Source organism: Sphingomonas sp. F9_3S_D5_B_2, from assembly GCF_054263715.1.
In genome coordinates this window covers 911688-932759 of the sequence record NZ_JBSZFB010000001.1, presented here as the reverse complement: position 1 = coordinate 932759, position 21072 = coordinate 911688, and the positions used below count along the sequence as shown (strand labels likewise).

The following is a 21072-nucleotide window of genomic DNA, read 5'->3' as shown; positions in this document are numbered from 1 at the left end:
TCGCTCATGGTTGCCCACTCCGGATTGATCACCGTCATGACCCGCGCTGCCCGCAAGGCAGCGCCGCGCCTTCGCCGAGACTTCGGCGAAGTCGAGCAGCTGCAGGTCAGCCGCAAGGGGCCTGCCGACTTCGTCTCCATGGCCGACAAGCGTGCCGAGCAGACCATCGTCGAGGAACTTCGCAACGCGCGGCCCGACTGGGGCATGCTCCTCGAGGAAGGCGGCGAGATTGCCGGCAACCCGGAAAAGCCGCGCTGGATCGTCGATCCGCTCGATGGGACGACGAACTTCCTCCACGGCATCCCGCACTTCTCGATCTCAATCGCCGTCGAGGAGAAGAAGCCCGGCGGCGGTACCGAGATCACCCAGGGCCTCGTTTATCAGCCGCTCACCGATGAGAGCTTCTGGGCGGAAAAGGGCAGGGGTGCGTGGCTCCAGGATGCGCGGCTCCGGGTTTCGGCTCGCCGCGACCTTGCCGACGCCGCCATCGGTAGCGGAATCCCGCACTTCGGGCGGGGCGATGTGCTGCAGTGGGCGAAGATCTACGCCGCTGTCGGCCCGCAGGTCGCCGGCGTTCGCCGCTTTGGCTCTGCCGCGCTCGACCTTGCCTGGGTCGCCGCCGGGCGGATGGACGGCTTCTGGGAAGACAGTCTCGACCTCTGGGACACCGCCGCCGGCGTGCTTCTGGTCCGCGAAGCGGGCGGCTTCGTGACCGATTATCGCGGCGCCGACCGGGCCTTCGAGCGCGGTGAATATGTCGCGGGATCGGCGGCCATTCACTCAAAGCTGCAAAAGCTTGTCGCCGGAGCGCTGAGATAGCGGTTCAGATGGTTGCGAGGCGCTACTCGCTGGCCTAAAGCGCCGCCAAGTCTTCGAGCCCTGGAGTATCCCCCTTTGGCAAGCGTCGCCGCAGGCTACCTGCCGATCCTGTTGTTCCTGATCATCGCGCTGGGGCTGTCCTCGGCGTTCGTCGTGCTGCCGATGATCGTCTCACGGTTCACTGGCGCGCACCAACCGGATCCGCAGAAGCTGTCCGAATATGAGTGCGGCTTCCCGGCATTCGAGGATGCCCGCGCCGAGTTCGACGTCCGCTTCTACCTCGTCGCGATCCTGTTCATCGTCTTCGATCTCGAGGCCGCGTTCCTGTTCCCGTGGGCGGTCAGCCTCAATTTCACCAGGTGGACCGGCTGGGCCGCAATGATGGTCTTCCTGCTCGAGCTTGGCCTTGGCCTTGCTTACGCGTGGAAGAAGGGAGCGCTCGAATGGGAGTGATGCTCCGCGGTCCCGAGGACCGGATGCCGACCGAGGAAGAGCTGGCACGCATTGCCGGACTCGTTCCCGGCGAGGTGGATCAGGCGAAGCTTCTCGAAGTCCAGCAATCGCTGAACGAGAAGGGGTTCATGGTCACGACGGCCGAGGACCTGTTCACCTGGGCGCGAACCGGCTCCTTGTGGTGGATGACGTTCGGTCTCGCCTGCTGCGCGGTTGAGATGATCCATGTGAACATGCCGCGCTATGATCTTGAAAGATTTGGCGCTGCGCCGCGCGCCAGCCCGCGCCAGTCGGACGTGATGATCGTCGCCGGCACGCTCTGCAACAAGATGGCTCCGGCTCTCCGCCGCGTTTATGACCAGATGAGCGAGCCGCGCTACGTCATCTCGATGGGCAGCTGCGCCAATGGCGGCGGCTATTACCATTACAGCTACAGCGTCGTTCGCGGCTGCGACCGGATCGTGCCGGTGGACATCTACGTGCCGGGCTGCCCGCCGACCGCCGAGGCGCTGCTCTACGGAATCATGCAGCTGCAGCGGAAGATCCGCCGCGAAGGCACGATCGAGCGGTAATGTCCGTCAACCTGGCTCCCCATGTGCCCACGACGGCACCGAATGACGGCGTGGTCGAAGCGGCGACCGCGGCCATCGGCGCTGCCCTGATCGAGGCGCGCGAGGCCGTCGGCGAAGTGACGCTGGTCGTTCATCGCGACAGCATCGTCGATGTTTGCCGGACGCTCCGCGACACACCCGGCCTCGAATACCAGCAGCTGATGGAGATCGCCGGCGTCGACTATCCGCAGCGTCCCGAGCGCTTCGAAGTCAATTACCACCTGCTGTCACTCACGCTCAACCGGCGTATCCGGATCAAGCTCTCGACGGATGAGTCGACGGCCGTTCCGAGCGTGACCGGTCTCTGGCCGGTCGCTGGCTGGCTCGAGCGCGAAGTGTTCGACATGTACGGCGTGCCGTTCAGCGGCAACGACGACCTGCGGCGGATCCTTACCGATTACGGCTTCGAGGGGTTCCCGTTCCGCAAGGACTTCCCGCTCACCGGCCACGTCGAGATGCGCTATTCCGAGGCGGAGAAGCGCGTGGTGTACGAACCCGTCGCGCTGCCGCAGGACTTCCGCACCTTCGACTTCCTGATGCCGTGGGAAGGGCCGCAATATGTGCTTCCCGGCGACGAGAAGGCCGCTCCCGAACAGGCGGGCGCTCCTTCGGCCGCGCCTGCTCCTGCCGGCAACCAGCCGGAGAACGTCAAGACTCCCGTCAATTCGGACCGCACGTCGGAAAAGCCGGGCGAGGGCGGTGGCGGAAAGCCCGCCGACGATGTCGGGCAGGCGGAAGCGCTCAAGTCCAGTGACGCCAAGGCGGAGCAGGAAGTTCTGAAGCCCAGCGATACGCCCGATCCGAAACCGACCGGGCGAGGCAAGCGTCGGCCGACCGGGAGCGCCGGATGACCGACACGCGCAACGATCTCCTGACCGAAGGCGGCGGCACCGGCGCGCGGCCCAAAGCGCCGCGTCTTGTCGAAGTGAATGTCGGCGGCCGTGAGGGCGAGGAGTTTCGCGACGAGCTCGGCCATCCGCGCGATCCCGGCGACGAGAAGATCAGCAATTACACGATCAACTTCGGCCCGCAGCACCCGGCTGCACACGGCGTTCTTCGCTTGATCCTGGAGCTCGACGGCGAGATTGTCGAGCGCGTCGATCCGCACGTCGGGTTGCTCCACCGCGGCACCGAGAAGCTGATCGAGTACAAGACCTACGCCCAGGCGATCCCGTACTTCGATCGGCTCGATTATTGCTCGCCGATGTGCATGGAGCACAGCTTCGTGCTGGCGATCGAGAAGCTGCTCGGTCTCGAGATCCCCATCCGCGCCCAATACATCCGCACGATGATGGCGGAGCTGACCCGCATCAAGAACCACATGCTGAACCTCGGCAGCCACATCATGGACGTGGGCGCGATGACGCCCAACCTTTGGCTGTTCGAGATCCGCGAAGACCTGATGCAGCTCTACGAGCATGTGTCCGGCGCGCGAATGCACGCGAACTACTTCCGGGTGGGCGGAGTTCATGAGGACATCCCGCCCGCCGTGCTGAACAAGATTGGCGACTTCCTCGACAACCGCATGAAGCTGTTTGAAGACGCGATCAGCCTCGTTGCCGACAACCGCATCTTCAAGCAGCGCAACGTGGACATCGGCACCGTCTCCAAGGAAGACGCGATCGCCTGGGGCTTCTCCGGTCCGATGATCCGCGCATCCGGTATCCCGTGGGATATCCGACGCTCGCAGCCGTACGAAGTCTACGACCGGATGGAGTTCGACATTCCTGTCGGCACCAACGGTGACTGCTACGACCGCTTCATGGTCCGCGTGGAGGAAGTCCGCCAAAGCTGGAAGATCGCGCGGCAGTGTCTTCGCGAGATGCCGGCCGGTCCGATCGGCGCCACCAACAAGGTGTTCCCGCCGCACCGAGCCGAGATGAAGACCTCGATGGAGGCCCTCATCCACCACTTCAAGCTGTACACGGAGGGCTTCCACGTGCCCGCCGGCGAAGTGTACGTCGCGACCGAAAGCCCGAAAGGTGAGTTCGGCGTCTACCTGGTCGCTGACGGCACCAACCGACCCTATCGCTGCAAGATCCGCCCGACCGGCTTCTCGCACCTGCAGGCGATGGACTTCATGATGAAGGGCCACATGCTCGCCGACGTCACCGCCGTGCTCTCCGCCATCGACATCGTGTTCGGGGAGGTGGACCGGTGACGGTTGCGGTCGATATATCCGAACGCCAGCTCAAGATCATGCTGATCAAACTGGCTTTGACGCTCACAACGGTCATGGCGCTGTTGGCGATAGGCGTGTCCGTTCTTGCTGGCCGCGGCCAGAGCATCGCAATCAACCTTCTGCTTGTATGTCTAGCCTTTGGGTTCGTCACGAACGGGTTTTGGGCGGTCCTCAAGATTATCGATTGGTTCGAAGCTCGTCGCGGCAAGAGGAGTGCGAGCTGATGGCCGGCCAGGCTTCCATCGTCGACAGCGCCGAGCAGCGCGCCCGCTGGGAGGGCTTCCAGTGGACTGCCGAGAATTCGCGGTCGGCGCGCGAGATCATCGCCCGCTACCCCGAGGGACGGCAAGTCTCGGCGGTGATTCCACTGCTCGATCTCGCCCAGCGGCAGGTTGGAGCTGAGACGCAGACGCAGGGCTGGCTGCCGATTCCGGTGATGGAGTTCGTCGCCCGCGAACTCGACACGACCTACATCCGCGTCCTGGAGGTCGCGACCTTCTACACGATGTTCAACCTGGCGCCGGTCGGCCGCTTCCACGTCCAGGTATGCGGAACGACGCCGTGCATGCTGCGCGGCTCCGACGACGTGCTCGACGCCTGCTACAAGCGCGGCCTTCAGAAGGGCCACACCAGCGAGGACGGACTGTTCACGCTCACCGAAGTGGAATGCCTCGGTGCCTGCGCCAACGCGCCAATGGTCCAGATCAACGACGACAATTATGAGGATCTGACCGGCGAGAGCATGACCGCGATCCTGGATGCTCTCGCTCGCGGCGAAACGCGGAAGCCGGGCCCCCAGATCGATCGCCAGGCCAGCTGCCCGGTCGGCGGCCCGACCACGCTCAAGAAGATGGCCGAGCGCAATTACGACTATCGCCCGCAATGGACCGGCGCGACCGGGGAGGGGGCGCAGTGATCGGCCTCATCATCGCCGTGGTGATCGGCATCCTGCTCGTCGGCTTGCTGCTGAAGATCATCAAGATCGCCATCATCGTCGCGCTGTGCGTCGGCGTCGTCATGTTCGCGCAGAACAAGTTCGGGACGAAGCGGATCAGATGACGATCGTCGCCATCATCGTCGCCCTTGTTCTGGCGTTCCTCGCGTTCCGGTTCGTGAAGGGCATGATCAAGTTTGCCGTGCTTGCGGTGATCGTCCTGGTCGCCCTCTTCATCGCGCATCAGTCGGGGGCGTTCTGATGGGTTACACCGGGCCTCTCGCGGACAAGGACCGCATCTTCACCAACGTCTATGGCTTCCAGTCGCCGTACCTGAAGGCGGCGCAGGCGCGCGGTGACTGGGACAACACCAAGGCGCTGATGGCGATCGGCCAGGACGCAATCATCGATCAGGTGAAGGCGTCTGGCCTGCGCGGCCGCGGCGGCGCCGGCTTCCCGACGGGCATGAAGTGGGGCTTCATGCCCAAGGAGCCGAAGCCCGGCAAACCCAACTTCCTCGTCATCAACGCCGACGAATCCGAACCCGGCAGCTGCAAGGACCGGGAGATCATTCGCCACGATCCGCACAAGCTGATCGAAGGTGCGCTGATCGCCGCCTTCGCGATGCGAGCGCGCGCCGCTTACATCTACATCCGCGGCGAATTCATCCGCGAAACCGAGGTTTTACGGCGCGCCGTTGCGGAGGCGTATGAAGCCGGCCTGCTCGGCAAGAACGCTGCGGGCTCGGGCTACGACTTCGACCTGTTCGTCCACCGTGGCGCCGGCGCCTACATCTGCGGCGAAGAAACCGCGATGCTCGAAAGCCTCGAGGGCAAGCAGGGGAAGCCGCGCCTCAAGCCACCGTTCCCCGCCGGAGCCGGCCTCTACGGCTGCCCGACGACGGTCAACAATGTCGAGAGCATCGCGGTCGTGCCGACGATCCTGCGGCGCGGGCCGGCCTGGTTCGCCGGCATCGGTAACCCGAAGAACGAAGGCACGAAGCTGTTCCAGCTTTCCGGCCACATCAACACGCCCTGCGTCGTCGAGGAATCGATGGGCATCAGCTTCCGCGAGCTGATCGAGCGGCACGGCGGCGGCGTTCGCGGCGGCTGGGACAATCTGCTCGCCGTGATCCCGGGCGGATCGTCGGTGCCGCTGGTGCCGGCGGCCGAGATCATGGACGCGCCGATGGACTTCGACGGCCTCAAGGCGCTGGGCTCCGGTCTCGGTACCGCGGCGGTCATCGTCATGGACAAGTCGACCGACATCGTGCGCGCGATCAGCCGCATCTCTTACTTCTACAAGCACGAGAGTTGTGGCCAGTGCACGCCGTGCCGCGAAGGCACCGGCTGGATGTGGCGGATGATGGAGCGGCTCCGCGAGGGCGACGCCGAAGTCGCCGAGATCGACAAGCTGCTCGACGTTACCAAGCAGGTCGAAGGCCACACCATCTGCGCGCTCGGCGACGCCGCCGCCTGGCCGATCCAGGGCCTCGTCCGCCACTTCCGCCCCGAGCTCGAGCGCCGCATCGCCGAACGCACCGGTCGTACGATGCTGGAGGCAGCGGAATGAGGCTGGGTTCAGCTTTCATGGTGATTCCGCTCCTTTTCGGATCAACGCAGGCCCATGCCCTTCCAGGTCAGACCAACGCTGGACCGAGTCTGAGTGCCCTTCTCTGGGACCTTGGTCAGTGCGTCGTTCGCAAGAATCACGATGAGGTGCAGGCGTATCTCCTCGCCGATGCGCCCAGCGGCAAAATCGATCGCAACCGAGTGCCCTCGGATCGCGCATGTCTCAGCGTTTTCGACGGCAACTCGCAGGCCACTTTCACCGTCGACAGTTACCGCGGCGCTTTGGCCAACGCGCTCGTCCAGCATGACTTCGCCAGTGCACCGGCGCTCAATTGGCCGCGAGCTCGACAGGCAAACGCCGAAGCAAACAGCTCGCGAGGACCGCAAGGCAAAAGAGGAACTGGGACACGCGATCTGCGCCATAGGTGGGAGGCGGAGAACGCCAGCCTCGGCGAGTGCGTCGTTGGCGCGAATGCCGAAGACGCTCGTGTGTGGATTTTGACGGCGCCTGACAGCACCGAAGACTCGGCGCAAGCCAAGGCTCTTTGGCCTGCATTCGAGCAGTGCGCCAAAGCAGCATCGATCGTGCGTGTTGACTTCGACCGTGAAGTCATGCGCGGCCCCATTGCTCTGGCCTATGTCAGGCTCGCCAAATGACTACGACCACCATCATTATCATCATCGTAATCGTCATTGCTCTGATCGCCGTGCTCGCGTCGCGGGGCGGCGGACCGCGGGTGACCACGATCGAGCGCCGGGTGAAGCACGGCGAAGAGGATTCCGATGCCTAAGGTCACCGTCGACGGCGTCGAGCTGGAGGTCCCGCAGGGCGCGACCGTGCTGCAGGCGTGCGAGCTTGCCGGCAAGGAGATCCCGCGCTTCTGCTATCACGAGCGGCTGTCGATCGCCGGCAACTGCCGCATGTGTCTGGTCGAGGTGAAGCCCGGGCCGCCAAAGCCCCAGGCGAGCTGCGCTCTGCCCGCCGCCGACGGCCAGGAAATCCGCACCGACACCGCGATGGTCAAGAAGGCGCGGGAAGGCGTGATGGAGTTCCTGCTCATCAATCACCCGCTTGATTGCCCCATCTGCGACCAGGGCGGCGAGTGCGACCTCCAGGACCAGGCGATGGCCTATGGCCGGAGCGGTTCGCGCTTCGAAGAGAACAAGCGCGCGATCGACGACAAGTACATGGGGCCGATCATCCGGACATCGATGACGCGCTGCATCCAGTGCACGCGCTGCATCCGCTTTTCGTCCGAAGTCGCCGGCACGCCGCAGATCGGCATGCTGTACCGCGGCGAGGACAGCCAGATCACGTCCTACCTCGAACAGACTGTCACGACCGAACTTGCGGGCAATCTTGCCGACGTATGCCCGGTGGGAGCGCTGCTGCAGAAGCCGCAGACATTCGAGATGCGGCCGTGGGAGCTCCGGCGCGTGCCGGGCATCGACGTCATGGACGCGGTTGGCTCCAATATCCGGCTCGACGTTCGCCAGCGCCAGGTCATGCGTATCCTGCCGCGCATCAACGAGGACGTGAACGAGGAGTGGATCAGCGACAAGACTCGTCATCACGTCGACGCGCTGGTCCGCAACCGCCTCGACCGCCCGTGGGTGCGGGACAAGGGCAAGCTGCGCGAGACGAACTGGCAGGAAGCGCTGCAACTCTTCGCCAAGAAGCTGAAGAAGGCTGGTCCGAAGGTGGCCGCGATCGCTGGCGACCTGCTGGACGCCGAGACGATGTATGCTGCCAACACGCTGCTCGCCGCGCAGGGCTCGAACCTGCTCGAGGGCCGGCAGACCGGCATGACTTACGAGACCGGCAGTCTCTCCGCGGTGGCGTTCAATTCGACGATCGCCGGCATCGAAACTGCCGACGTGGTGCTGCTGGTCGGGTCAAACATCCGCTGGGAAGCGCCGCTGATTGCCACCCGCGTTCGCAAGATCGCGCGCAAGGGCGGCAAGGTGTTCGCGATCGGCCCGCAGGTCGATCTGGGCATCACGACGGAATGGCTGGGCGAGGATCTGGGCCTGCTTGGCAATCTTCCGAAGGCGGTTACGGACGCGTTCGCCGCCGCCGAGCGGCCGGCAATGATCGTCGGCCCCGGCGCGCTCGGAGCGGGCGCTCTTGGCGCCGCGCTGGCGCTTGCGGGGCCGCTTGGGCTGATCAAGGACGGCTGGAACGGCTTCAACGTCCTCCACACCTCCGCCTCGCGCATGGCATCGCTCGTCCTCGGCTACGCACAAGCGGGTGGCATCGCGGATATTGAAGCGGCGTCTCCGGAAGTGGTCCTGCTGCTTGGCGCTGACGAAGTCGCGCCGGAACGGTTCGGCGGCGCGTACAAGGTCTACATCGGCCACCACGGCGACGCCGGCGCACGCATGGCAGATCTCGTCCTCCCTGCTGCGTCATACGCCGAAAAGCACGGCACCTACGTCAACACCGAAGGGCGTGTGCAGCGCGGCGAGAAGGCGGCATTCCCGCCGGGCGAGGCCCGTGAGGACTGGGCCATCCTGCGCGCGGTCTCGGGCCTGCTTGGCTCGCCGCTGCCGTTCGATAGCTTCGACGAGGTTCGCGCCCGGATGGTCGCCGAATATCCGCAGCTCGGGCGCGACGGGCTGATCGACCTTCCGTGGTCGCCGCCCAAGCTCTCGACCAAGGCAGAAGGGTCGGTCCGCTACCCGATCGCGGACTTCTTCCTCACCAACGCGATTTGCCGGGCCAGCCCGACGATGCACCGCTGCTCGGAAGAGCTGGTGCTTGGGCTGCCCTTCGAGGAGGCGGCGGAGTGACCGACTTCTTCGTGCGCCACTGGCACATGCAGTACGACTGGGCGTGGTTCTTAGCCACGGTCATCGGCATCCTCGTCATCGCTTTACCGCTGATGCTGGCGGTGGCGATGATCATCTATGCCGACCGCAAGATCTGGGCGGCGATCGCGCTTCGCCGTGGTCCGAACGTCGTCGGTCCGTTCGGGCTGCTGCAGAGCTTTGCCGATGGCCTCAAGGTGTTCCTCAAGGAGACCATCGTCCCGACCAGCGCGAACAAGGGACTGTTCCTGATCGCGCCGATCGTCGCCTTCACGACGGCGCTGATCGTCTGGGCGGTGATCCCGTTCCAGGCCGGCGTGGTCCTTGCCGATATCAACGTCGGCCTGCTCTACGTGCTCGCTGCAAGCTCGCTCGGCGTTTACGGCGTGATCGTCGCGGGATGGGCCTCGAACTCGAAGTACCCATTCTTCTCGGCACTGCGGGCCGCCGCGCAGATGGTGAGCTACGAAGTGTCCATCGGCTTCGTCCTGATCACCGTCGTGCTCTGGGCCGACAGCTTCAACATCAGCACCATCGTACTCAGGCAGACCGGTCACGTGCTCGGGCTGTTCAACGGCTTCGGCTTCAACCCGCTGCTGTTCCCGATGGCCGTGGTGTTCCTGATCAGCTCGATGGCAGAGACCTTCCGCACGCCGTTCGACCTGACCGAAGCGGAGAGCGAACTCGTTGCCGGGTTTCAGACCGAATATAGCTCGATGAGCTTCGCGCTGTTCTGGCTGGGCGAATACGGCAACGTCATCCTGATGTGCGCGCTGAACTCGATCCTGTTCTGGGGAGGGTGGCTGCCGCCGCTGAATATCGGCTTCCTCTACTGGGTGCCCGGCATCATTTGGCTGTTCCTGAAAATGGGCTTCTTCTTCTTCGTGTTCAGCTGGGTTCGCGCGACCGTCCCGCGTTATCGCTACGACCAGCTCATGCGGCTGGGCTGGAAGATCTTCCTGCCGCTCAGCCTCGTCTTCGTTTTCCTGGTATCCGGATGGCTGATGCTCACCCGTTATGGAGCCGGCGCATGATCGCCTGGCTCAAAGCCTTCACCTTGTGGGATCTTCTGCGCGGTCATGCACTGACGCTGAAGTATTTCTTCAAGCCAAAGGCGACGATCAACTATCCCTACGAAAAGGCGCCGCAGAGCCCGCGCTTCCGCGGCGAGCACGCGCTTCGCCGCTATCCCAACGGCGAAGAGCGCTGCATCGCCTGCAAGTTGTGCGAGGCGGTGTGCCCGGCGCTTGCCATTACCATCGAAGCCGAACCGCGCGAGGACGGCAGCCGTCGTACCACCCGCTACGACATCGACATGGTGAAGTGCATCTACTGCGGCCTGTGCCAGGAGGCCTGTCCGGTGGACGCGATTGTCGAGGGCCCGAACCTCGAATTCGCTGTCGAGACTCGCGAGGAGCTTCTCTACGACAAGGCGAAATTGCTCGCGAACGGTGACAGGTGGGAACAGGCGATCGCCGCCAACCTTGCCGCCGATGCACCCTACAAGTAAGCGCGCCGCAACAGGGTCCCCCACTTGATCGCAGCAATCGCCTTTTACCTGTTCGCGACGCTCACCATCGCTTCGGCGATTGCGGTGATCTTCGCGCGCAACCCGGTCCACAGCGTGCTGTGGCTTATCCTCGCGTTCTTCAACGCGGCGGGGTTGATGCTGCTCGTGGGTGCCGAGTTCATCGCGATGCTGGTGGTGATCGTCTATGTCGGCGCGGTCGCGGTGCTGTTCCTGTTCGTCGTCATGATGCTCGACATCGACTTCGCGCAGCTACGCTCAGGCTTCACGCGCAACCTGCCGTTCGGGATTATCATTGCGTTGGTCCTGCTCGCGGAGATCGTCATTGCGGTGAGCGCCTGGAGGGCGGGCCCGGTCATCAGCGGCGGGCACGTCGCCGTCACGCACCAGCCGAACATCGTCGCGATCGGCCAGCTTCTCTACAGCCGCTACCTGTTCGCGTTCGAAGTCGCCGGTCTGATCCTGCTGGTGGCGATGATCGGCGCAATCGTGCTCACCCATCGTCAGCGCCGTGACACGCGTGCTCAGAACTCGGCCAGGCAGATCGCCCGGCGCCCGCAAGATGCGGTCAAGAACCTGAAGCCAGGAGTAGGTGAGGGGATGACCCTGTGATCGGCCTCGCGCACTATCTCACCGTTGCGGCGATCCTGTTCACGATTGGCGTGCTCGGCATCTTCCTCAATCGTCGCAACGTCATCCTGATGCTGATGGCGATCGAGCTGATCCTGCTCGCCGTGAACATCAACCTGGTGGCCTTCTCGGCCTACCTCGGCGACCTCACCGGGCAGGTGCTCGCGATGTTCGTGCTGACGGTCGCTGCGGCCGAAGCGGCGATCGGCCTCGCCATCCTCGTCATCTTCTTCCGCCGCCAGGGTTCGATTGCCGTCGACGCGGCTACGCGGATGCACGGCTGATGCACTCGCTCCTTCTTATCGTTTTCCTGCCGCTGGTCGCCGCCATCATTGCGGGACTCGGGGGCCGCTGGATCGGCAAGACGCCGGCGAAGGTGGTGACGACCGGCGCGTTGTTCATCGGCGCACTGCTGAGCTGGCCGATCTTCTTCCAGTATATCGCCGGCAACGCGCAGCCCGTCGTCGTGCCGGTTCTCGACTGGATCCGCTCAGGCGACCTCAGTGTGGACTGGGCGCTCCGGCTAGACTCGCTGACGGCCGTCATGCTGGTCGTCGTCACCAGCGTGTCCAGCCTCGTCCACCTCTACAGCTGGGGGTACATGGACGAGGACCCCAGCCAGCCGCGCTTCTTCGCCTATCTGTCGCTGTTCACCTTCGCGATGCTGATGCTGGTGACCGCCGATAGTCTGGTCCAGATGTTCTTTGGCTGGGAAGGGGTGGGTCTCGCGTCCTACCTGCTGATCGGATTCTGGTACTACAAGCCGTCGGCCAATGCCGCGGCACTCAAGGCGTTCGTCGTAAACCGGGTCGGCGACTTCGGCTTCAGCCTCGGCATCTTCGGCACCTTCCTGGTGTTCGGAACCGTCTCGATCCCTGCTATCCTGGCCGCAGCGCCGCACATGGCGGGATCGACGATCGGCTTTGCCGGCATGCGCGTCGACACCATGACGCTGCTCTGCCTGCTGCTGTTCGTCGGCGCGATGGGCAAGTCGGCGCAGATTGGCCTCCACACCTGGCTGCCGGACGCGATGGAAGGCCCGACGCCGGTCAGCGCCCTCATCCACGCGGCGACGATGGTCACCGCCGGCGTGTTCATGGTCTGCCGCCTGTCGCCGATGTTCAACGCCAGCGCGACGGCGATGCACGTCGTCACCTGGGTCGGCGCGATCACCTGCTTCTTTGCAGCGACGATCGGCACGTCGCAGAATGACATCAAGCGCGTCATCGCTTATTCGACCTGCTCGCAGCTCGGCTACATGTTCTTCGCCGCTGGCGTCGGCGCCTACGGCGCGGCGATGTTCCACCTGTTCACGCACGCCTTCTTCAAGGCTTTGCTGTTCCTCGGTGCGGGCAGCGTGATCCACGCCATGCACCACGAGCAGGACATGCGGTTCTACGGAGCGCTCCGGAAGCAGATCCCCTTCACCTTCTGGGTCATGGTCGCGGGCACGCTGGCGATCACCGGCGTTGGCGTCGACGTCGGCGGCGGGTTCGGCTTTGCCGGCTTCTGGTCGAAGGATGCGATTCTCGAGAGCGCCTGGGCGAGTGGCTCCGTGTCCGGCGTGATCGCCTTCTGGCTCGGCGCGATCGCCGCGCTCCTGACGAGCTTCTACAGCTGGCGGCTGATCTTCCTGACCTTTTTCGGCCAGCCGCGCTGGGCCGCGTCGGAGCATATCCAGCACGCGGTTCACGGTGAACACCACGATCATCCTGACGCGGAGCATGGCGACAGCTCGCATTCGCAGGCAACGCCGCCCGAGGGCACCGCCGGTTACCACCCGCACGAGAGTCCGCTGACCATGCTGATCCCGATCGGCCTGCTGGCGATCGGTGCGGTGCTCGCTGGACAGGCATTCCATAACATCTTCATCGGCCCAGAGCGCGCACCCGAGTTCTGGCGTGGTGCGGTCGCTTTCAGCAAGCACCTCGCGGAGGCCAGCGAAGACATCTCGGTCTGGATCAAATGGACTCCGACGATCGCGATGCTGCTGGGCCTGTGGATCGCCTGGAACAACTATATCCGTGATCCGCGCGCCGCAGGCGGCTTCGTCCGGACCTTCCCGCCAGTGCACCGCTTCGTGCTCAACAAGTGGTATTTCGACGAGCTCTACGGCCTCATCTTCGTGCGTCCGGCGATCTGGCTCGGCCGTCTGTTCTGGCACCGCGGTGACGAGAAGACGATCGACCGCTTCGGTCCGCACGGCGCTGCAGTGGCTGTCGCCGCCGGCAACCGCGTCGCGGCGCGGGTTCAGTCGGGGTACCTCTACTCGTACGCGCTGGTGATGCTGCTTGGGCTGATCGGTGCCGCCACCTGGGCGATCTGGTGGGCCAAGTGAGCGGATTGCCAGTGCTCACCATCCTGATCGCGGTGCCGCTGATCGCCGGCGTGGTTGCGCTGTTCGTCAACGCAAATAGCGCCCGCTGGATCGCGCTGATCGCGACGCTGATCGACCTCGTCCTCGGCGTCTATCTGTGGACCGCCTACAATCCTGACGGCGCCCAGTGGCAGTTCGTCGAGCGGCTGCCGCTTGGCGGCGGTGTCAGCTGGGCGCTCGGCATCGACGGCATCTCGATGGTGCTGATCATGCTCAGCGTGTTCCTGATGCCGATCTGCATCGGCGCCAGCTGGCGAGCGATCGAACGCCGGGTGCCGGAATACATGTCCGCCTTCCTGCTGATGGAAGCGCTGATGATCGGCGTCTTCGCGGCGCAGGACCTGTTCCTGTTCTACATCTTCTTCGAGGGCGGCCTCATCCCGATGTACCTCATCATTGGCATCTGGGGCGGCGCCGAGCGCATCAAGGCCAGCTACAAGTTCTTCCTCTACACGCTGTTCGGCTCGGTGCTGATGCTGATCGCCATGCTCTACATGACGCTCACCGCGCACACGACGTCGATCCCCGCCTTGATGGCGTACGACTTCGCGGTCGGAGCGCAGAAGTGGCTGTGGCTCGCCTTCTTCGCCAGCTTCGCGGTGAAGATGCCGATGTGGCCGGTCCACACCTGGCTTCCGGATGCGCACGTCCAGGCGCCTACCGCCGGCTCGGTGATCCTTGCCGGCGTCCTCCTGAAGATGGGCGGCTACGGCTTCATCCGCTTCTCGCTGCCGATGTTCCCGGAAGGCTCGGCGATGTTCGTGCCGCTAGTCTTCACCCTGTCCGGAATCGCCGTCGTCTACACCAGCCTTGTCGCACTCGTGCAGCGCGACATGAAGAAGCTGATCGCTTATTCGTCCGTCGCGCACATGGCGTTCGTGACCTTCGGCCTGTTCGCCATGAACCGGCAGGGCATCGAAGGCGCGATGATCGTGATGCTGAGCCACGGCCTCGTCTCGGGCGCGCTCTTCCTGTGCGTTGGCGTCGTTTACGATCGCCTGCACACCCGTGAGATCGAGCGCTACGGCGGCCTCGCCAACAACATGCCCGGCTACGCCTTGCTGTTCATGCTGTTCACCATGGCCAGCGTCGGCCTTCCAGGCACCAGCGGCTTCGTCGGCGAGTTCCTCGCCCTCATCGGTACGTACGGCGCCTCCACCTGGGCCGCGATCGTTGCGACCACGGGTATCATCCTGGGCGCGGCCTACATGCTGTGGCTGTACTGGCGGATCTCCTTCGGTGAGGCCCGCACGCCGGAGGCCGCCGCCCTGGTCGACCTCAGCGCCCGCGAATGGTGGCTGTTGGCGCCGATCGCCGCTGCCGTGCTGTGGATGGGTATCTATCCGGAGAGCTTCCTGCGCCCGATTCGCAAGGACGTCGGCCGCGTTCTCGTCAGGCTTGAGCGGGTGGCACCCCAGGGCGACTCCCGTCCAACGCCCGGGCATGCCGTGCCGGCCCGGACCGCCGAGCAAGGAACGCATTGATGGGCGGCTTCGCACCCATTCTTCCGGAGCTGATTCTCAGTGTCGGGGGCATCGTGCTGATGCTCGTCGCCGCCTTCGCCGGGCGGCGCGCTTCCGGTCTGACCAGCTGGCTGGCCATCGCGCTCCTGATTGCCGCCACCTTCGCACTGATCGGCGCTCCGTCGCACGCCGGACCGGTGTTCGACGGCCTGCTCTCCGCCGACCTCTTCGCCAGCTTCGGCAAGGCGGTCATGTTCCCCGCCGCTGCCGTTGCCATCCTCGCCGCTCATGGGTGGTTCGAGCGCGGGACCGAGCACAGCAGCGAATATGCGGTGCTGATCCTGTTCAGCGCCGTCGGCATGAGCGTGATGGTGTCCGCCACGAGCCTCGTGTCGCTTTACGTGGGCCTCGAACTGCAGAGCCTCGCCGCCTACGTCCTCGCCTCCTATCGCAGGAGCGACGAACGGTCGGCCGAGGCCGGCCTCAAGTATTTCGTCCTGGGCGCGCTCGCGAGCGGCATTCTGCTGTACGGGATCTCGCTGCTCTATGGCTTTACCGGCACGATGAATTTCAACGGCATCGCGGCCGCGTTCGGCCGCGGCGCGCCAACGCTCGGCCTGCTGTTCGGCCTGGTCTTCGTCCTCGCCGGTCTCGCGTTCAAGGCGAGCGTCGTGCCGTTCCACATGTGGACGCCCGACGTCTATGAAGGCGCGCCGACACCGGTCACCGCATTCTTCGCTTCGGCTCCGAAGGTTGCCGCGGTGCTCCTGGCCACCCGCGTCTGCCTGGAAGGGCTCGGACCGGCCACCGATGCATGGCGCCAGATCGTCATCTTCGCATCCCTCGCTTCGATCTTCCTGGGCGCAATCGCCGCATACGGCCAGACCAACATCAAGCGGCTGCTCGCTTACTCGTCGATCAACAACGTCGGGTTCGCGCTGATCGGACTTGCTGCGGCCGGGCCGCGCGGAGCGTCCTCCGTCCTGTTCTACATGGCCGTCTACATCGTCATGACGCTCGGCGCCTTCCTCTGCGTCCTGTGGATGCGCGACGCCGAGGGTCGGCCAGTCGAAACGATCGAGAGCCTCTCGGGCCTGTCGCAGACCCGCCCCGGTTTCGCGCTCGCCATCGCCACTTTCATGTTCAGCCTGGCCGGCATTCCGCCGCTATTCGGTTTCTGGCCGAAGTTGATGGTGTTCAACGCGGCCGTCGCCAGCGGCTACGTGGCGCTGGCCGTTGCCGGCATCATCGGCACCGTCATTGGCGCTTATTATTACCTGCGTATCGTCAAGGTCATGTATTTCGACGACCCGGAGGTTCCGTACGGTCGTGTCCGTCAGCCGCTGCAGGGCATCCTGATCCTGCTTGCGGCATTGTTCGTGTCGCCGCTTGGCTACCTGCTGATCGGTCCGCTCCAGGCCATCACCGATCGCGCCGCGGGGTCGATCTTCTGAGCCGCATCCGGGTCGTCGAGCAGACCGGCTCGACCAACGCCGACCTGATCGCCGACAGCGCCGCCGTTGAAGGTGACTGGCTCGTCGCCCTTGACCAGGCTTCGGGCCGCGGCAGGCACGGACGCGAGTGGGTTCCCGCAGCGGGCAATTTCTACGGCAGCACGGTGGTCCAGCTCCGCGATGAGGACCCACCTGCGCCGATGCTCTCGCTTGCGGCGGGGTTGGCCCTGATCGAAGCCGTGGACGTGGCGGTGCCCGGCCAGGCCTTGTCGCTCAAGTGGCCCAACGACCTCCTGCTGTCGGGCAGGAAGCTCGCCGGCATCCTCCTCGAGCGAAGCGGCCACCGGGTCGTGGTCGGCTTCGGCGTGAATCTGGCGTCGAAAGTGGACCTGGCCGACCGCCAGACGGCGTCGCTTGACGGTGCCATGAGGCCCGAAGCCTTCGCACCTTTGCTCGCTGGCAGCTTCAGCCGCCTGCTTGCCTTCTGGCGCACAGGGGGAAGCTCGGCGCTTGTCGATGCCTGGCAGGATCGGGCCCATCCGCGCGGCACCGAACTAACCGTCCACCTCGGGAACAGTGAGACCATCAGTGGCCGCTTCGGTGGACTTGAGCCCGATGGCGCCTTGCGATTGCTGCTCGACGGGGGCGCGATCGAGCTGATCCGTGCCGGCGACGTCGAGTTGTGAACAGTTACGCTCCGGTCTAGTCACCCGCCCATGCTGCTTGCCGTCGACGTCGGAAATACGAACCTCGTGTTCGCGCTGGTCGACGGCAGCACCATCAAGGCGCGCTGGCGGATCGCGACCGACCCCCGCCGCACCGCTGACCAATATGCCGTCTGGCTGCATCAGCTGCTCGAGCTTGAGGGATATAGCCGTGCCGACGTCGACGCAGTGATCATCGGCACCGTCGTCCCGCGCGCTCTTCACAATCTTGAAGTCCTCGCATCCAAATATTTCCACGTCGAGCCGCTGGTCGCGGGGCAGGGCAGGGCGGCCTGGCCGATCCTGCTGGACGTCGATGAGCCGCAGAGCGTCGGTGCCGACCGTGCTCTCAACGCGATCGCGGCTCATGCGAAGCACGCTGGCGACCTCATCGTGATCGACTTCGGAACGGCCACCACGTTCGATGTCGTCGACGCCTCCGGGGCCTACAAGGGCGGCATCATCGCGCCTGGCATCAACCTGTCGCTCGACGCGCTGGTGAACGCCGCAGCCAAGCTCCCGCGGATCGCCATCGAAGCACCGGCGGACAACCTCTCGGTGATCGGGCGCACCACCGAGACGCAGATGATCAACGGCATTTACTGGGGCTACGTCGCGATGATGGAGGGCCTGACCCAGCGCATCGAACGTGAGCTTGAACGGCCCGTGACGGTGATCGCGACGGGCGGCCTTGCGGACCTGTTCGACAAGCACACGGATGTGTTCGACGTCATTGAGCCCGACCTTACAATCCAGGGATTGAGCATGCTGCACCAGATGGGAACGAGTGAATCTCAATGATCCCCGGCGAGGAACTGATCTTCTGTGCGCTCGGCGGTTCGGGCGAGATCGGCATGAACGTCAATCTCTATGGCTGCCGTGGCCAGTGGATCATGGTCGACCTCGGTCTGACCTTCGCCGACCCGAGTTACCCAGGCATCGACCTCATCCTCCCGGACCTTGAGTTCATCGAAAAGCAGCAGAAACGGCTCGCGGGCATCGTCCTCACGCACGGGCACGAGGACCATATCGGCGCCCTGCCGTACCTCGGCGAGGAGCTGAAGGCTCCACTTTTTGCAACGCCCTTCACGGCAGGCTTGATCGCAGGAAAGCTCGAGGAGGAGGGGCTCACCGGCCACGTCAAGCTCAACGTCGTGGACCGCGGCGGCAGCATCGAGCTTGGGCCGTTCAAGATCACATTCGTCGCCCTGTCCCACTCGATCCCGGAGGGAAATGGCCTCTTGATCGAGACGCCGTTCGGCAACGTCTTCCACACCGGCGACTGGAAGATCGACGAGACTCCGGTGCTCGGCGAAGCGCCAAGCGTGGAGACGCTGAAGCGGATCGGCGACGAGGGCGTGAGGGCGCTAGTCTGTGACTCGACCAACGTCTTCCAGGACAGCTTCTCCGGCTCGGAAGAGAGCGTCCACCAGGGGCTGCTCGAGCAAGTCAAGAACGCCAAGGGGCGCGTGCTCGTCACTACCTTTGCGTCAAACGCCGCCCGGCTGCAGACGATCGGCCGCGTCGGCCTCGAAAGCGGGCGGCAAGTGTGCATCGCCGGCCGCTCGCTCGACCGCATCCTGCGCGTCGCTCAGTCGACCGGTTACCTCAAGGATTTCCCGCGGCCGATCAGCTTCGAGGAAGCCATGCGACTTCCGCGCGATGAAGTCCTGATCATTGCCACCGGCGGGCAGGGCGAACCGCGCGCCGCGCTTGGCCGCATCGCGCTCGGCAACCACGAATTGAAGCTGACCGGCGGCGACACGGTGATCTTCTCGTCGCGCATCATCCCCGGCAACGAAGTCGCCATCGGTCGCATCATGAATGCCTTGTCCGACCTGGGCGCCCGCATCGTCACCGAGCGGCAGGCCCATGTCCACGTCTCCGGCCACCCGGGGCGGCCCGAGCTAGTGCAGATGTATGAATGGGTCCGTCCGCAGGTCGTCGTGCCGGTCCACGGCGAGCCGCGCCATCTGGCCGAACATGCGCGACTGGCGCTGTCCAGCGGCATTCCCCACGCCATCGTCCAGAAGAACGGCGACGTCATTCGTCTCGCACCCGGCGATCCGAAGAAGATTAGCGAGCTCCATGTTGGGCAACTCGTCCTCGACGGGGACGTTATTCTCCCGGCCGACGGCGCAACCATCAACGAGAGGCGTCGGATCGGCTTCGGTGGCCTCATTGCGGTGTCCGTGCCGGTCGGCAGAAACGGCCAACTGGCCGGCGCGCCGCTCGTCCGGCCGTTCGGCGTGCCCGTCGAGGAAGATCGCGACGATTTCATCGCCGACGCCACGGACGCGGCCAAGCGGGCGTTCACACCTCCCGGCGACGAGGACAAGGTGCGCGAAGCAGTGCGTCTTGCGGTCCGCCGTTGCGCCACCCTGTGGACCGGAAAGAAGCCACTCGTAGACGTTACTCTGCTTCAGGTAGGCCGCTAACCCGCAGCCATGAAGTTCACGTCGATCATTGCGATCTATTTCCTGTTCATTTCAGCGACGGCCTTCGCGCTGCTGCCATTCGGTGTGAAGACCGACGAGGAGGTCGGGGCGCCCAAGGTCCCCGGCCAGGCAGACAGCGCGCCGCATCGCTTCGACCTGAAGCGGCATCTCCTCAAGTCGGCAGCCGTCGCGGCAGTGTTATTCGCGATCTACTATCTGAACTGGGCGAACGGCTGGATTACGCCGGACGACCTCGACATCTACCACCGGCTCTAGAGCAGCCCGGGCTCGTGGCTGCTACTCCTTCGGGTAGAGCAGCCTTTCGGGACGACGTTCCCGCGCATTCTTGAACAGCGAGTAGGTCTGGCTCACGTACTCGGTCACCCCGGTAATCGAATCGATGTAGTCGACCAGTTCAGGCGTCTTCTTCGCCTCGATCATCCGCACCGGCGCGGATGGATCGGGCCCTTCGAAGTGGACGTAGAACAGGGGCTCGCCGCGCTTCAGGACCAGGTCCTTGGACATGTCGTGCCATTCGAATGCCCACTGCAGCGCGCGCGGCCAGATATCGATCGGGAAGCGGCCATTGATCTGCACACCGGGGCGCGCCACCGGATTGTAGTTCAGAAATGGCGGATACTGGTTCACGTAGATCGGATGGTCCGAAACGAAGATGTACGACGTCATCATCTGCAGAACGGGCTTGGTGGGATCCCGCCACTCTTCCTGGGGCTGGAACACGACCATGTCCGATAGTGCGTTCGGGCGGATCGGGCTCTTGTCGAAGAGCATGTTCGTAATGCCGAGTTCGCCTTTGTTGTTGCTCAGGCGGAGGTGCAGGTCGATCGGGCAGTTGATGACGAAGTAGCGCCGGTCGAAGTCCAGGACTGCCGGGCACTGAGCAACCGATTTGGCGACTGGGTTCTTCGCCGTGCCGGTCTTGAATGGCTGGGGAGCATCCCAGATAACGCTCGTCTTGTTCACCTGCAGCAGCCAGCCGACGGTGTAACTCCGCGGCTTTGCAGGCTTTTCTTCAGCGTCGGGCTTTGGCGTTTCAGCTTCATTCGGGGCGGCGAGCTTCGAGAAAAACTTCATTA

Annotated in this window: 24 protein-coding genes and 1 pseudogene; 24 read left to right on the top strand and 1 reads right to left on the bottom strand. The window is 64.5% G+C overall.

Features of this window, described 5'->3' with window-relative positions; genetic code table 11:
* Positions 1–6: 6 nt before the first annotated feature.
* The 24 genes and pseudogenes from ACUXST_RS04520 (at position 7) to ACUXST_RS04405 (ending at position 20251) form a co-directional block, all read left to right on the top strand.
* Positions 7–819 (top strand): inositol monophosphatase family protein, encoded by an 813-nt coding sequence (locus ACUXST_RS04520; protein WP_458388743.1) that lies wholly within the window; start codon positions 7–9, stop codon positions 817–819.
* Between the two features lie 75 nt (positions 820–894).
* The gene (gene ndhC / locus ACUXST_RS04515) at positions 895–1272 is read left to right on the top strand and encodes an NADH-quinone oxidoreductase subunit A (protein ID WP_458388742.1); all 378 of its coding nucleotides are present in this window, start codon (positions 895–897) and stop codon (positions 1270–1272) included.
* Between the two features lie 110 nt (positions 1273–1382).
* Positions 1383–1844, top strand: a pseudogene (locus ACUXST_RS04510) (NuoB/complex I 20 kDa subunit family protein); the annotation flags it as partial.
* Entirely contained in the window at positions 1844–2734 is an 891-nt protein-coding gene (locus tag ACUXST_RS04505) for an NADH-quinone oxidoreductase subunit C (protein WP_458388741.1), read from the top strand. The pseudogene ACUXST_RS04510 and the gene ACUXST_RS04505, both read left to right, overlap by 1 nt.
* Positions 2731–4044, top strand: coding sequence for an NADH-quinone oxidoreductase subunit D (locus ACUXST_RS04500; protein ID WP_458388740.1), 1314 nt, complete (start codon positions 2731–2733; stop codon positions 4042–4044). Before ACUXST_RS04505 ends, ACUXST_RS04500 begins: the two co-directional genes overlap by 4 nt.
* A complete protein-coding gene (locus ACUXST_RS04495; RefSeq protein WP_458388739.1) occupies positions 4041–4289 on the top strand; it encodes a hypothetical protein in 249 nt (82 codons plus the stop codon). The genes ACUXST_RS04500 and ACUXST_RS04495 overlap by 4 nt, the downstream gene beginning before the upstream one ends.
* Complete coding sequence (locus ACUXST_RS04490) at positions 4289–4981, top strand: complex I 24 kDa subunit family protein (RefSeq protein ID WP_458388738.1); 693 nt, start codon at positions 4289–4291, stop codon at positions 4979–4981. The genes ACUXST_RS04495 and ACUXST_RS04490 overlap by 1 nt, the downstream gene beginning before the upstream one ends.
* Entirely contained in the window at positions 4978–5124 is a 147-nt protein-coding gene (locus ACUXST_RS04485; RefSeq protein WP_458388737.1) for a hypothetical protein, read from the top strand. The genes ACUXST_RS04490 and ACUXST_RS04485 overlap by 4 nt, the downstream gene beginning before the upstream one ends.
* Positions 5121–5261, top strand: coding sequence for a hypothetical protein (locus ACUXST_RS04480; RefSeq protein ID WP_458388736.1), 141 nt, complete (start codon positions 5121–5123; stop codon positions 5259–5261). The genes ACUXST_RS04485 and ACUXST_RS04480 overlap by 4 nt, the downstream gene beginning before the upstream one ends.
* A complete protein-coding gene (gene nuoF, locus ACUXST_RS04475) occupies positions 5261–6571 on the top strand; it encodes an NADH-quinone oxidoreductase subunit NuoF (protein WP_458388735.1) in 1311 nt (436 codons plus the stop codon). Before ACUXST_RS04480 ends, nuoF begins: the two co-directional genes overlap by 1 nt.
* Before the next feature lie 17 nt (positions 6572–6588).
* A complete protein-coding gene (locus tag ACUXST_RS04470; protein ID WP_458388734.1) occupies positions 6589–7227 on the top strand; it encodes a hypothetical protein in 639 nt (212 codons plus the stop codon).
* Positions 7224–7361: a hypothetical protein gene (locus tag ACUXST_RS04465; protein WP_458388733.1), complete on the top strand. Its 138-nt coding sequence runs from the start codon at positions 7224–7226 to the stop codon at positions 7359–7361. Before ACUXST_RS04470 ends, ACUXST_RS04465 begins: the two co-directional genes overlap by 4 nt.
* The gene (gene nuoG / locus ACUXST_RS04460; protein WP_458388732.1) at positions 7354–9363 is read left to right on the top strand and encodes an NADH-quinone oxidoreductase subunit NuoG; all 2010 of its coding nucleotides are present in this window, start codon (positions 7354–7356) and stop codon (positions 9361–9363) included. Before ACUXST_RS04465 ends, nuoG begins: the two co-directional genes overlap by 8 nt.
* Positions 9364–9389: 26 nt before the next feature.
* Positions 9390–10415: an NADH-quinone oxidoreductase subunit NuoH gene (nuoH, locus tag ACUXST_RS04455; RefSeq protein ID WP_458389010.1), complete on the top strand. Its 1026-nt coding sequence runs from the start codon at positions 9390–9392 to the stop codon at positions 10413–10415.
* Positions 10412–10891: an NADH-quinone oxidoreductase subunit NuoI gene (gene nuoI, locus ACUXST_RS04450; RefSeq protein WP_458388731.1), complete on the top strand. Its 480-nt coding sequence runs from the start codon at positions 10412–10414 to the stop codon at positions 10889–10891. The genes nuoH and nuoI overlap by 4 nt, the downstream gene beginning before the upstream one ends.
* Positions 10892–10915: 24 nt before the next feature.
* Positions 10916–11521, top strand: coding sequence for an NADH-quinone oxidoreductase subunit J (locus tag ACUXST_RS04445; RefSeq protein ID WP_458388730.1), 606 nt, complete (start codon positions 10916–10918; stop codon positions 11519–11521).
* Positions 11518–11823 carry an NADH-quinone oxidoreductase subunit NuoK gene (gene nuoK, locus ACUXST_RS04440; protein ID WP_458388729.1) on the top strand — a complete coding sequence of 102 codons (306 nt, stop codon included), beginning with the start codon at positions 11518–11520 and terminating at the stop codon, positions 11821–11823. Before ACUXST_RS04445 ends, nuoK begins: the two co-directional genes overlap by 4 nt.
* Positions 11823–13877: an NADH-quinone oxidoreductase subunit L gene (gene nuoL / locus ACUXST_RS04435; protein WP_458388728.1), complete on the top strand. Its 2055-nt coding sequence runs from the start codon at positions 11823–11825 to the stop codon at positions 13875–13877. The genes nuoK and nuoL overlap by 1 nt, the downstream gene beginning before the upstream one ends.
* Positions 13874–15400: an NADH-quinone oxidoreductase subunit M gene (locus ACUXST_RS04430; RefSeq protein WP_458388727.1), complete on the top strand. Its 1527-nt coding sequence runs from the start codon at positions 13874–13876 to the stop codon at positions 15398–15400. The genes nuoL and ACUXST_RS04430 overlap by 4 nt, the downstream gene beginning before the upstream one ends.
* The gene (nuoN, locus tag ACUXST_RS04425) at positions 15400–16833 is read left to right on the top strand and encodes an NADH-quinone oxidoreductase subunit NuoN (protein ID WP_458388726.1); all 1434 of its coding nucleotides are present in this window, start codon (positions 15400–15402) and stop codon (positions 16831–16833) included. The genes ACUXST_RS04430 and nuoN overlap by 1 nt, the downstream gene beginning before the upstream one ends.
* Entirely contained in the window at positions 16752–17519 is a 768-nt protein-coding gene (locus ACUXST_RS04420) for a biotin--[acetyl-CoA-carboxylase] ligase (protein ID WP_458389009.1), read from the top strand. Before nuoN ends, ACUXST_RS04420 begins: the two co-directional genes overlap by 82 nt.
* Positions 17520–17549: 30 nt before the next feature.
* Complete coding sequence (locus tag ACUXST_RS04415) at positions 17550–18338, top strand: type III pantothenate kinase (protein WP_458388725.1); 789 nt, start codon at positions 17550–17552, stop codon at positions 18336–18338.
* On the top strand, positions 18335–19975 hold the full coding sequence (locus ACUXST_RS04410; RefSeq protein WP_458388724.1) for a ribonuclease J: 1641 nt from the start codon (positions 18335–18337) through the stop codon (positions 19973–19975). Before ACUXST_RS04415 ends, ACUXST_RS04410 begins: the two co-directional genes overlap by 4 nt.
* Before the next feature lie 9 nt (positions 19976–19984).
* The gene (locus ACUXST_RS04405) at positions 19985–20251 is read left to right on the top strand and encodes a DUF1467 family protein (RefSeq protein ID WP_458388723.1); all 267 of its coding nucleotides are present in this window, start codon (positions 19985–19987) and stop codon (positions 20249–20251) included.
* Positions 20252–20272: 21 nt separating this feature from the next.
* On the opposite strand, the gene ACUXST_RS04400 is transcribed toward ACUXST_RS04405, so the two are convergent.
* Positions 20273–21070, bottom strand: a complete 798-nt coding sequence (locus ACUXST_RS04400) for a hypothetical protein (protein WP_458388722.1) — start codon at positions 21068–21070, stop codon at positions 20273–20275.
* Positions 21071–21072 lie beyond the last annotated feature (2 nt).